12 protein-coding genes and 1 pseudogene are annotated in these 11008 nt (G+C 70.2%); 7 read left to right on the plus strand and 6 right to left on the minus strand.

Going from position 1 to position 11008, the window contains the following annotated elements; translation table 11 throughout:
• Positions 1-5: 5 nt before the first annotated feature.
• On the minus strand, positions 6-2600 hold the full coding sequence (locus tag ACFCZF_RS31420; protein ID WP_376674505.1) for an NACHT domain-containing protein: 2595 nt from the start codon (positions 2598-2600) through the stop codon (positions 6-8).
• Positions 2601-2998: 398 nt separating this feature from the next.
• Between ACFCZF_RS31420 and ACFCZF_RS31425 the strand changes: the two genes are divergently transcribed.
• Positions 2999-3676 carry a M23 family metallopeptidase gene (locus ACFCZF_RS31425; protein WP_345633481.1) on the plus strand — a complete coding sequence of 226 codons (678 nt, stop codon included), beginning with the start codon at positions 2999-3001 and terminating at the stop codon, positions 3674-3676.
• 9 nt (positions 3677-3685) lie between these two features.
• On the opposite strand, the gene ACFCZF_RS31430 is transcribed toward ACFCZF_RS31425, so the two are convergent.
• Positions 3686-4285, minus strand: a complete 600-nt coding sequence (locus tag ACFCZF_RS31430; protein WP_375917935.1) for a TetR/AcrR family transcriptional regulator — start codon at positions 4283-4285, stop codon at positions 3686-3688.
• A gap of 148 nt (positions 4286-4433) precedes the next feature.
• Between ACFCZF_RS31430 and ACFCZF_RS31435 the strand changes: the two are divergent.
• A pseudogene (locus ACFCZF_RS31435) lies at positions 4434-6052 on the plus strand (MDR family MFS transporter).
• 78 nt (positions 6053-6130) lie between these two features.
• Here the strand turns inward: ACFCZF_RS31435 and ACFCZF_RS31440 are convergent.
• Complete coding sequence (locus tag ACFCZF_RS31440) at positions 6131-6898, minus strand: methyltransferase domain-containing protein (protein ID WP_376674515.1); 768 nt, start codon at positions 6896-6898, stop codon at positions 6131-6133.
• A 195-nt stretch (positions 6899-7093) separates the two neighbouring features.
• Here ACFCZF_RS31440 and ACFCZF_RS31445 point away from each other — a divergent pair, with 195 nt between their 5' ends.
• Positions 7094-7477, plus strand: a complete 384-nt coding sequence (locus tag ACFCZF_RS31445) for a hypothetical protein (RefSeq protein WP_376674506.1) — start codon at positions 7094-7096, stop codon at positions 7475-7477.
• A gap of 155 nt (positions 7478-7632) precedes the next feature.
• Here the strand turns inward: ACFCZF_RS31445 and ACFCZF_RS31450 are convergent, their stop codons facing one another.
• A complete protein-coding gene (locus ACFCZF_RS31450) occupies positions 7633-8073 on the minus strand; it encodes an ATP-binding protein (protein WP_376674507.1) in 441 nt (146 codons plus the stop codon).
• Between the two features lie 95 nt (positions 8074-8168).
• Between ACFCZF_RS31450 and ACFCZF_RS31455 the strand changes: the two genes are divergently transcribed.
• Complete coding sequence (locus tag ACFCZF_RS31455; RefSeq protein ID WP_376674508.1) at positions 8169-9011, plus strand: helix-turn-helix domain-containing protein; 843 nt, start codon at positions 8169-8171, stop codon at positions 9009-9011.
• On the plus strand, positions 8977-9240 hold the full coding sequence (locus tag ACFCZF_RS31460) for a DUF397 domain-containing protein (RefSeq protein WP_375917946.1): 264 nt from the start codon (positions 8977-8979) through the stop codon (positions 9238-9240). The genes ACFCZF_RS31455 and ACFCZF_RS31460 overlap by 35 nt, the downstream gene beginning before the upstream one ends.
• Before the next feature lie 105 nt (positions 9241-9345).
• On the opposite strand, the gene ACFCZF_RS31465 is transcribed toward ACFCZF_RS31460, so the two are convergent.
• Positions 9346-9816: a hypothetical protein gene (locus ACFCZF_RS31465; protein WP_376674509.1), complete on the minus strand. Its 471-nt coding sequence runs from the start codon at positions 9814-9816 to the stop codon at positions 9346-9348.
• Positions 9817-9897: 81 nt separating this feature from the next.
• Between ACFCZF_RS31465 and ACFCZF_RS31470 the strand changes: the two genes are divergently transcribed.
• Positions 9898-10308, plus strand: a complete 411-nt coding sequence (locus ACFCZF_RS31470) for a helix-turn-helix transcriptional regulator (protein ID WP_376674510.1) — start codon at positions 9898-9900, stop codon at positions 10306-10308.
• Positions 10309-10381: 73 nt separating this feature from the next.
• On the plus strand, positions 10382-10828 hold the full coding sequence (locus ACFCZF_RS31475) for a VOC family protein (protein WP_376674511.1): 447 nt from the start codon (positions 10382-10384) through the stop codon (positions 10826-10828).
• 6 nt (positions 10829-10834) lie between these two features.
• On the opposite strand, the gene ACFCZF_RS31480 is transcribed toward ACFCZF_RS31475, so the two are convergent.
• A partial coding sequence (locus ACFCZF_RS31480) for an integrase core domain-containing protein (protein ID WP_376674516.1) occupies positions 10835-11008 on the minus strand: 174 nt, incomplete at its 5' end.

Consider the following 11008-nt stretch of genomic DNA (forward strand, 5'->3'; position numbering starts at 1 on the left):
ACGGCTTACCCCTGGGGTCGGGAGAACGAGTCGGGTGCGGGGAGCTGGACCTTCACTCCGTCCGGCACCTGCCGGGCCACGGCCGGGTCCGTGTCCGTGTCCGTCAGCACGGTCACGGAGCGCAGACCGGGGAAGGCCGAGAGCCAGGCCAGCCCCTCCACCGGATGCGCGAAGTCCAGCGTCAGATGGGCGAGGCGCTCCGCGACGATCAGGTCGGTCAGGTCGTCGACGCGGTACGCGCCGCGGACGTGGACGTGTTCCCAGCCGCCGAGCGAGCGCAGCGTGCGCAGGTCGTCGGCCGTGGACACGCCGACGGCCCACTGGCGGGGCAGGTGGGCGAGGATCTCGCGGGCGTACCGGTCCCGGTCGAACAGGTGCCAGGCGCCGGCGAGGGACTGCTGCACGCCGGAGCCGTGATGATCGCGGAAACGGCACAGGAACCGGAGCGCCGCCTCGCTGCCCACGCCGACCGCCGTGTGCACCACAAGGGCCGCCGTACGGGGATCGACCTCCTCCGGCCCCGGCAGCAGGCCCAGCACCAGGTCGCCCCCGGCGTGCGCCAGCTCCTTCGCCGCGTCGAAGGTGGCCGGCGGTATGTGCGTCCGCAGTCCGTCCTCCACCCGCTTGCGCGTCCCGGGTTCGGCTTCCGCCACGTACCGCAGCCCGGCGGCCGCCAGCAGGGTGCCGCGCGCGTGGCCCGAGTCCGCGAGCCGGCGCAGAACGTACTCCGCCTCCCTGGGCCTGGCGTGCGCGAGGGCGAGCAGGATGACGTCCTCCCAGTCGTCCAGCTCGGCGTGGTTGACCAGCAGGTCGAAGTCCATCTCCTGCACGGCCAGCCGGGCACCGAGATAGTCCCGGAAGGTGCGGTGGAGGAAGTCCACCCGCCCCTCGGCCGGCTCGCGCAGCAGTCCGGAGCGCAGCAGCAGCGCGCGGTAGACCTCCTCGTCGCCCGTGTCCGCCAGGTTCAGCGCGGGCAGCGCCCGGCCGGTGATCTGGAGGGCCTCGGCCCGGTCCATCTCCTGGCGGCCGTTGCGGATCAGCCACCACGCCAGCTTCTGCAACAGCTGCACCTGCGTGGCGTACGCCAACCGCACCCCGTCGGGACCGTGCAGCTCCCGCTCCCGGTCCCGGCGCTCCAGGAGCATGGTCAGGGCGGCCTCGTACAGGGACCTGCGGTCCTGCGGCAGGAAGCCGCGCCGGTCGCGGTGCAGGGCGCACAGCATGCCGCACATGAGGGGGTTGGTGGCGAGCTGGTTCAGTTCGGAGGTGCCCCGCACGGACGCCAGCAGCGACTCCCCGACCGACTCCTCCACCCCGGCCGCGCGGTGCCAGCGCCGCACGAAGGTGGCGATGTCGTCCTGGGACATCCGGGCGAGCACGCGCTCACCGAACCCCTCCGCGGCCAGCCAGTCCTCCGGTACGGCCGAGGGGCGGGAGGTGACCAGCCACAGGTTCCCGGGGAAGGCCCGCACCAGCTCGCGCAGCCAGCGCCGGGCGGCGGCGCGGCGCTCGCCGGCGATCTCGTCGATGCCGTCGACCAGCAGCACCCCGCGCCGGGCCCGCAGGACGCGCTCCACCCACCCCGGCGGCTGCTCCCCGGCGACGGGACAGCCGACCGCCCGCAGGAAGTCGCCGGGAAAGGGCAGCTCGGCCCCCGGCCGGACGATCCGGCGCATCGGCAGCACGAACGGCACCCGTCCGATGAGGTGGGTCAGCCCGTGGTCGTAGGCGCGTCCGGCCGCCGTCACCGCGAGCCACTGCACCAGGGTGGTCTTGCCGGAGCCGGCGACGCCGCGCAGGAACACCTGGTCCTGGCCGGCGAGCACCTGCTCGGCGGCCACGGTCAGGTACTCGGCGTCCCGGCGGCCCGCCCGTCCCGCCGCCTGCGGCCGGGTCGCCTCCAGGCTCAGATACGCCGTGTCCAGCGGCCACTCACGGGTCCCGGCGTCCAACCCGTAGATGGTGAGCGTGCCGTACCGGTCGGCGATGTGATCGGCGTAACGCTCCTCGAACCCGGCGTCCTCGGCCGACTGGGACGGCAGCCGTTCCAGGAGTACGTCGACGGCCTGGACCAGCCGCGCCAGCTGCTGGGTCTGGACGGTCTGCCGGCGGGCCACGTAGGTGGAGCGCTGGGTGAGGAAGTTCAGGATGTGCAGCGAGGCGGTGTGCAGCAGCCGCTCGTACAGCAGCACGCCGTCCCCGCTCAGGCCGTACGGGGACAGCGGCACGTTCGCACGCAGCTCGCGGGCGAAGCGGTCCGGCCCGAGCCCGACGGCCTCGTAGTCCTCGACGGTGATCTCGCCGAGCCGGGCGAGGGTGTGGGCCAGGGCTTCCTTGACGGCCGTCGCCTCGGTGGCGTCGACGGGCCGCTCCCGCGGGCCGGCCGACGCCAGCGCCCTGCGGACCAGCTCCGCGGCGATCCTGTCGACGTCCCTGGGCGTGACGCTCCGCTTCTCGCTCCGGAAGGACACCAGCGCCGATATCCGCACCGGCCGGTCGACGAGCCCGGCCCCCGGCCCGTCCCGGACGAAGAGCCTGCGGACGAGGGGCGCGACCGCGCTGGACGCGACACGGGCCCCGAGTGCTGTGACGTCGACCATGTTCCGAGCCTAGGTGAACGCCCTTGAGCGGGGGGTGGGTTAGCCGGGACAGGAGTAGCCCCCGTCACATTCACCGGCCCTTCGATCATGGTCACCGGTGACGTGCCGCACAGGCCTTCCGGGCTGTACTACGGGGAATAGTGGAAGCCGCAAGAACTACGAAAACGGACATATCAGTGCGGCGGGATGGTCGATTGGCGGGCGTCTGAGCTGGTTCTGTCCGGAATGGGTGCTCTGTCAAGAGTCGGGAAGTTTCGCGCTGAAGTACTAAATAGGGTCGTAGGTCACACCTTTGTGCGGTTCGGGCCCCCCGGGTTACCAATGTGGAGCCCGCCCGGTGAGCGCCTTCGCGTCCTGCCGGAGGGGCTTTCCTCTGCACCCGTCCCCATGAGGTTCGAATGTTTCCGCGTGTCACGTCCCGTTCTTCCCGTACGACCATCCGCACCCGCGCCGCGGTGATGGCCGCAGGCCTCGGAGCCTCGGTCGCACTGGGAGCCGGGGTCGCGGCCGCCACCGGCACCACGGCGGCTTCCAGCACCTCCACCGCCGCGAGCGCCGTCGAGGCCCAGGCCGCGGCGCAGGCCAAGGCGGCGAAGGCCGAGAAGGCCGGCGCGAAGACCGTCGCCGCCAAGAAGACGGCCACCAAGAAGAAGGCCGCCTCCTGGGTGGACCCGGTCAAGAAGTACAAGCTCACCGCCAGCTTCGCCCAGAACGGCGGCATGTGGGCCTCCAAGCACAGCGGCCAGGACTTCGCCGTGCCGATCGGCACCAACGTCGTCGCCGCGCACGGCGGCACCGTCGTCAAGGCCGGCGGCAACGGCGCCGGTGACGGCCCCGCCTACGGCAACGCGATCGTGATCAAGCACGGCAACGGCACGTACTCCCAGTACGCGCACCTGTCCAAGATCAACGTGAAGGCCGGCCAGATCGTGAAGACCGGCCAGTCCATCGCCAAGTCCGGCAACACCGGTAACTCCAGCGGCCCGCACCTGCACTTCGAGATCCGTACGACCCCGAACTACGGCTCGGCCGTCGACCCGGTCTCCTTCCTGCGCGCCAAGGGCGTGACCGTCTGAGGAGCAGGGCTACGCGCCTGATGAGCCCCGGTGCGCCTGGGTGACCAGATCGGTGGCGACCTCGAGAACAGCCGCGCGCTGTTCCTCGGGGTCGCCTTCGAGGTCCTTCAGGACGAACATCCCGGCGTGCAGCGTGAACAGCGCACTGACACAGCGGACCTGGTCGACCAGGTCCGCTTCCGGGTCGATGAGGCTGTCGCGCAGACCGAGCGTGCGGGTCTTGAACATCTCGCCGATGCGCAGGTCCCGCACCGTCGCCTGGTTCTCCTGCATGAAGCGGAACAGCGGCGCCGCGCCCGCCAGCGCCTCGCTGTAACGGCGGATGATCTCCTGTTTGGTCTCCAGCGTGTGCGGCTGCTCCCGCGCCCACGCGATCAGGTCCTCCATGGGCCGTGAGAGATCCTCGAAGATGCTGACGAGGATCTCTTCCTTGGTCTTGAAGTGGTAGTAGAGCGCGGCCTTGGTGACGTCCAGGCGCTCGGCGATCTCGCGCAGCGAGGTCTTCTCGTACCCCTGCTCGGCGAAGAGTTCGAGCGCCACGTCCTGGATGCGCTGGCGGGTGTTCCCGCGGCGTCGCTGCTGCTTGGTGCCGTCCATCGTGCCGCCCATCCTCCTACGCACCTCCTGTTCCGCGCACTTTCCGAAAACTTACTTGACGACCGGCTAGTTACGCGTCTAGCTTCCCGAGTGTAGTCAACTTGCCGGGCGGCAAGTAAGTAGGTCGGTGGAGCAGCGGTAGCTGGGGGAGTGGGAAGTGATGGCGGACACACCGGGAGTACGAGCGGAGGCGTCGGGGGTGCGATCCGGCGACGGCGGCGGTGCCAAGCAGCCGAAGAGCGTGCGGGTGGTCCTGCTCGCGCTCATGATCGCGATGATGCTCGCGATGCCAACATGATCATCGGCACCGCGATGCCGACGATCGTGGGTGAGCTGGGCGGCCTGGAACACCTCTCCTGGGTGGTCACCGCCTACACCCTCGCGACCGCGGCCTCCACCCCCCTCTGGGGCAAGATCGGTGACATGTACGGGCGCAAGGGCTCGTTCATGACGTCGATCGTGATCTTCCTGATCGGCTCGGCGCTCAGCGGCATGGCCCAGGACATGGGCCAGCTCATCGGCTTCCGCGCCGTCCAGGGCCTCGGCGCCGGCGGTCTGATGGTCGGCGTCATGGCCATCATCGGCGACCTCATACCGCCGCGGGAGCGCGGCAAGTACCAGGGCATGATGGCCGGCGTCATGGCGCTGGCGATGATCGGCGGACCGCTGGTCGGCGGCACCATCACCGACCACTGGGGCTGGCGCTGGTCCTTCTACATCAACCTCCCGCTCGGCGCGGTCGCGCTGATCGCCGTCAGCGCCGTACTGCACCTGCCGAAGAAGCGCAGCGAGGCCCGCATCGACTACCTGGGCGCCGCGCTGCTGACCGTCGGCATCACCGCCGTCGTGCTCGTCACCACCTGGGGCGGCACCGAGTACGCCTGGACCTCCGCGCGCATCATGGAGCTGATCGGCATCGGCGTCGCCGCGCTGGTCGGGTTCGTGTTCTGGCAGACCCGGGCCGCCGAGCCGATCATGCCGCTGCACATCTTCCGCAGCCGGAACTTCACGCTGATGTCCCTCATCGGCTTCATCGTCGGCTTCGTCATGTTCGGCGCCACCCTCTTCCTGCCGCTGTACCAGCAGGCGGTGCAGGGCGCGTCCGCCACCAACTCCGGGCTGCTGCTCCTGCCGATGCTGGGCGCGATGCTCGTCACGTCGATCGTCTCCGGGCGGGTCACCACGGGCACCGGGCGCTACAAGATCTTCCCGGTGGTGGGCGGCGCCCTGATGACCCTCGGCCTGTACCTGCTCTCGCTCATGGACACCGACACCAGCCGTTTCACCTCCGGGGTGTACATGGCAGTCGTCGGCCTCGGCATGGGCTGCCTGATGCAGATCACCATGCTGGTGGCGCAGAACAGCGTGGAGATGAAGGACATGGGCGTCGCGTCCTCCTCCGCCACCCTCTTCCGCACCCTCGGCTCCTCCTTCGGCGTGGCGATCATGGGCGCGCTGTTCAACCACCGGGTCCAGGACGTCATGGCGGAGAAGGCCGGGGCACTGGGCTCCAAGGTCACCGAGCAGTCGGCGCAGCTGGACGCGGCGAGCCTGGCCAAGCTGCCGGAGGCGGCACGCGTGGCGTACCAGGAGGCGGTGTCCTCCGGTACCCACGGCGCGTTCCTGCTCGGCGCCGTGGTGGCGGTGGTCGCCCTGGTCGCGGCGGTCTTCGTCAAGGAGGTGCCGCTGAAGGGGGCGGGCCCGAAGGCGGCCGACGCCCCGGCCGACGGCGACGGCGACACGACCGCGGCGAAGGCGCCGGTGACCGAGGCGGTGTGACGCCTGCCTGCCTGCCTGCCTGCCACAAGGGCCTCCGGGTGGTTCCGGCCACCCGGAGGCCCTTTGTCGTCGGTCCGGTCAGTTCCGGCGCGCGGTGACCAGGGCGAAGGAGAGGAACTCCCCGCCGTCGGTGGTGAGCATGTCGATGACGGCCCGGTCGTCCGCGTTCCGGCTGTCCGCCCGGTACCCGGCCCCCGCCCGCGCCCACAGCAGCCAGTTCCGCCAGGCGTCCTGCTGCAACCGCGCGGAGGTGACGTCCACCAGCTCGGTGACCCCCCACTGGAAGCGCCACCAATCGGCGGTGTGCCAGGCCATCGCCTCCCAGCCGACCACGTCCTTGATGTGCGGCGGGATCGCCCCCAGCTCGCGCACCTCCCGCGTCAGGGCGGGCGTCGCCATGCCCAACTGCCCGCCGGGACGCAGGAACCGTACGAGATACGGCAGGTAACTGTCCGCCGTACCGAAGTACTCGAACGCGTCGACGCTTACGACGGCGTCGAAGCTCTCCTCCTCGAACGGCAGCGCGTGCGCCTCCACCCGCACGGCCGTCACCCGGTCGCCGACTCCCGCGCCGGCGAAGACGGCCGTGGCCTTCTCCGGGGCGATCCACCAGTCGGCCGCGACGACCTCGGCGCCGTACTCACGGGCCAGGAACACAGACGTGGCGCCCTTGCCGGAACCGAGGTCGAGAATCCGCATCCCCGGTCGCAGGTCGAGATCCCGGGCGAGGTCCTCCAACAGCCACAGGGGGTTGGGACCCATGTCGAGGTCGAGCAGCCAGGCGGGGTCGTAGCGGGAGGAGCGCGGATAGCGGTCGGGGCGTATGAGATCACTCAAGGCAGTCACGATCATGGACCCAAGCGCATCGCCCTCCCGGGTACAACCGGTTTCGGCCAGGGCGTGGGCTGGTTGCCGGACTGCTCGGAAATCATTGGCAGGTGACAGATGAAGCCCCAGCCGGCCCGGCGAACGTCCCGGCCACAGCCGCAGGGTGGTGGCTGCGAAGACGCCGGGAGGGCGAGCGGAAACCGGGGGCGTGGCATGGACGGCAACAGCGGAAGAGACAGCGGAAGGCCCATCCGACGGGCGGAGCTGACCGGCGCCGCCGGGGTCGCGGTCCTTCCGGTCGTCGCGGTCGTCTTGGCGGGCGTGGAAGCCTCGTTGCCCTGGTGGGCGGTGGCAGGCCCGGCCGTGCTGACGGCCGGACTCGCGGGCTGGGCCGGGGTGCGGATCGGCCGGCGGCGCGCCGTGCGCGGCGAGGCACTGGAACCGGGCGAGAAGGTCCTCGGCACCTACACGGTCCGGCCTCCCTATCGCGAGCACACGCCGCCATCGGCGCACGAGAGTCCGCAGTACCAGCTCCTGGTGACCAGCCACGGACTGCAACTGTGGGAGCGTTCCGCACTGCTGTGGCGCCACCCCTGACCGGAGCTGCGCGTCCTCGTCGACGGCCCGCGCCTGCGCGTCCACCAGGAGGGACGCGAGGCCGGGAACATGCTGCTGGAACCGGCGGGTGCCGCCCAGGAGGTACGCCTCGTCGCCGCACGCCACGCGGCGGGCTGAGGGCTCGGTCGCGGACGCTACGCCGACGAAGCCGCTCCGCTGACGCACTCGAACCACACCGTCTTGCCCCGCCCGTCGGCATACGGTGCGACACCCCACCGGTCGGCCACCGCCGCGACGATCACGAGTCCGCGCCCGCCGTCGCCCAGCGTGTCGGCAACCGCCGCAACCGCCGCAACCGGCAGCTCCGGGCAGTCGTCGGCGACCTCCACCCGCACCGCGCCGGGCAGGAGCAGGAAGCACACGCGGCAGCGACGGCCGGGCACGTGCCGCACGACGTTGGCGACCAGCTCCGTGAGCGCCAGCTCGGCGGCGTCGGCCACGTCGGACAGGCCGGAGCGGACGAGGTAGAGCCGCAGGACGCGGCGCAGGTGCCGGGCCGAGTGCGCGCCCATGGCGAACTCGGCGTGGTACTGGCTCTCAACGTCCGCCGCCTGCGGACCGGTTACGTGATTCACGCCACAACCCTGCGACGCGGTGCGTACGCTCGACTACGCACAGAAACGAACGCCGTGAGGTGTTGCCGTCCGCAGTCCCGGAGTGAGGTGCCGCAGTGGCCAACATCCAGTCCCTCGACCCGACCGCGTCCCCGCTCGACTACTACGGCTGGGAACTGCGCCGCCAGCGCGAGGCGCACGGCCTCAAGCAGGGCCAGCTCGGCGACATCATCTTCTGCACCGGCTCACTGGTCGGCCAGATCGAGACCACGAAGAAGGTCCCGACACGGGACTTCTCCGAGCGGGTGGACGCCGCGCTGGGTACGGACGGTTTGTTCTCCCGGCTGGTCGGGCTGGTCCTGCGGAGCCAACTCCCCACGTGGTTTCAGCCGTACGCGGAGATGGAGGCGAAGGCGGCGTACATCTCGACGTATCAGGCGCAGTTGGTTTATGGGCTGTTGCAGACCGAGGAATACGCGCGGGCGGTACTGGCCACAGGTAAGCCGGAACAACTGGAAAGCTTGCTGGCCGCTCGGCTGGAACGCCAGCGCATCCTCGACTGGGAGAAGCCGCCCCTGACCTTGGTGATCCTGGACGAGGCTGTGCTGCACCGGCCGATCGGTGACGATGACGTGATGCGGCACCAACTCGGGCACCTGTTGAAGTTCATCAACCACCGTTGGATGCGTATCCAAGTACTGCCGCTGTCTGCAGGTGAACACCCTGGCCTTGCGGGGGCGTTCAACGTCCTCCGCTTCGAGGACCACCCGGACGTCTTCTACACCGAAGACATGATGTCCGGCCACATGACGGCCAACCCGGAGACCATCAAGGAAGCCAATCTCAATTACGCTCACTTGCAAGCGGCCGCCCTCTCCGTGAAGGACTCGGCGGCGCTGATCGCCCGCGTAATGGAGGAACGCTATGAAGACCGGACCGAGCGAGACCCAGTGGCGTAAGTCCAGCTACAGCGGCCCCAACGGCGGTGACTGCGTCGAGTGCACCGTCACTGGCGGCGCTGCCTGGCGCACCTCCTCGTACAGCGGCAATACCGGCGGCGAATGCGTCGAGGTGGCCGATGGGTGCCCCACCGGCACCGTCCCCGTGCGCGACAGCAAGGTTGCCGCCGGGCCGGTCGTCACCGTCGGAGCCGGGGCCTGGCAGGCGTTCGTCGACGGCCTGCGGTAGTCGCCGCCCCCCGCCCACAGCCCGAACACCGTACCCCCAACTGTCATCGAGCCGCTCATTCGAGCAGCTCGATGACACTTGCCCCCAAGATGCTCACGCTCGCTACTACTCCCCCCGGTCCGCCTGCCGGGCAAGGAACTCCTCGAACGCCGCCCTCTGCTTCGGATCCATGAAGCCCTGGCGGACATTGCGGGCCTGCTCCTCGAGCCAGTGCGCCTCGCCGGTGCCCAGGAGCTCGGCGACCACCACGCCGTCGCGAGCGACCGCCGTACGGCCTCCCGCGCGACGGCGAAAGAGCGTGAAGGCGCCGAACTCCTCGGGGTGGGCCAGTTCCGGCTCCTCCGCCACAGCCTGGCCCCCGCCCTCGGCGTCCCTCATCGGGTAGGCGGTGGGGGCCCAGTGCTCCCAGAGCGCCAGCGTGGCCGCGGGCACCAGCACCGCGTATTCCGTCTCCCGGCCCCCCTCCCACACGAACGTGACCGTGACGGGCTCGCCGACCGCCTCGGCCAACCCGAGCACCCGCTCCACCTCGTCGTTGATCGGGTAACTCACCTCTGCGTCGATCCGTATCCCCATGGCGCCCAAGACTAGGGACGGCCACTGACACCGCCCGCGCCTCCACCGGCCGCTGTCAGTGCCCCGTGCCACCATCGGCGTATGGACAAGCTGCGGCAGTTGCGGCTGGCGAAGGACGCCATGGACCGTGACTGGGCCGACCCGGCGCTCGACCTCGAAGCGGTCGCCGCGCACGCCGGGTACTCCCGGTATCACTTCCTGCGCGCCTTCAAGGAGGCGTACGGCGAGACACCCGGCCAGTACCTCACCCGCCGCCGCATCGAGCGCGCCGAGGACATGCTGCGCACCGCCAACCTGTCCGTGACCGAGATCTGCCACCTGGTCGGCTTCAGCAGCCTGGGCACCTTCTCCACCCGGTTCAAGGCGTGGACCGGCCTCACCCCGAGCGAGTACCGGACGAAGCACGTGGGGCGGGGGACCGCTCTCATACCCGGCTGTTACGTCATGCACTGGGCGGGCGGCGTGCGGCGCAATTCCGGAGAAGCGGACTGAGCCCCCCGCTGCCTACCGTGACAGGGCAAGCGGGAACGGCCGCGGAAGCAGCGCGAACAAACAGGAGCACGCCATGATCAAGGGTCTCGCCATCTCGACCGTCTGGGTCCTCGACCAGGACCGGGCCAAGGCGTTCTACACCGAGAAGCTGGGCCTGGAGGTCCGCACCGACATGACCATGGGCGAGGGCGGCATGCGCTGGCTCACCGTTGGCTCCCCGAACCAGCCCGACGTCGAACTGACGCTGATGGTCCCGTCCGGCCCCTCGTTGGACCCCGAGTCCGCCGAGATGATCAAGAAGCTGGTGGCCAAGGGCGCGCTCGGCGCCGGCGTGCTGACCACCGACGACATCCACGGCGACTACAAGAAGCTCAAGGACCGCGGGGTCGAGTTCCTCCAGGAGCCGCAGGAGCGTCCGTACGGCACGGAGGCCCTCTTCCGCGACGACTCCGGCAACTGGTTCTCCTTCACCCAGCCCCGCGAGGGCGGCCTCGACATGGACCAGGACTTCGCCTGCTGAGCGGGGCTAGGTGTACTGCCCAGGGACGTTGGTCAACCTGGTGACGGGTGGTTTGCCGCCGGTTGCGGTGTGGGGGCGGTGGTGGTTGTAGTGATGGAGCCAGGCCGGCAGGGCTTTGCGGCGGGCTGATTCGCTGGGGTAGAAGCGTCCGAGGGCCCAGCCGTCGGCGAGGGTGCGGTG

The sequence above is a fragment of the Streptomyces sp. NPDC056296 genome (assembly GCF_042268605.1).
Taxonomy (GTDB): Bacteria; Actinomycetota; Actinomycetes; order Streptomycetales; family Streptomycetaceae; genus Streptomyces.

Excerpts from the sequence above, each read along its gene's own strand:
- ACFCZF_RS31420 (WP_376674505.1), bottom strand. The coding sequence starts at position 2,600 with ATGGTCGACGTCACAGCACTCGGGGCCCGTGTCGCGTCCAGCGCGGTC.
- ACFCZF_RS31460 (WP_375917946.1), top strand. The coding sequence starts at position 8,977 with ATGAAGACCGGACCGAGCGAGACCCAGTGGCGTAAGTCCAGCTACAGC.
- ACFCZF_RS31430 (WP_375917935.1), bottom strand. The coding sequence starts at position 4,285 with ATGGGCGGCACGATGGACGGCACCAAGCAGCAGCGACGCCGCGGGAAC.
- ACFCZF_RS31425 (WP_345633481.1), top strand. The coding sequence starts at position 2,999 with ATGTTTCCGCGTGTCACGTCCCGTTCTTCCCGTACGACCATCCGCACC.
- ACFCZF_RS31470 (WP_376674510.1), top strand. The coding sequence starts at position 9,898 with ATGGACAAGCTGCGGCAGTTGCGGCTGGCGAAGGACGCCATGGACCGT.
- ACFCZF_RS31465 (WP_376674509.1), bottom strand. The coding sequence starts at position 9,816 with ATGGGGATACGGATCGACGCAGAGGTGAGTTACCCGATCAACGACGAG.
- ACFCZF_RS31475 (WP_376674511.1), top strand. The coding sequence starts at position 10,382 with ATGATCAAGGGTCTCGCCATCTCGACCGTCTGGGTCCTCGACCAGGAC.
- ACFCZF_RS31445 (WP_376674506.1), top strand. The coding sequence starts at position 7,094 with ATGGACGGCAACAGCGGAAGAGACAGCGGAAGGCCCATCCGACGGGCG.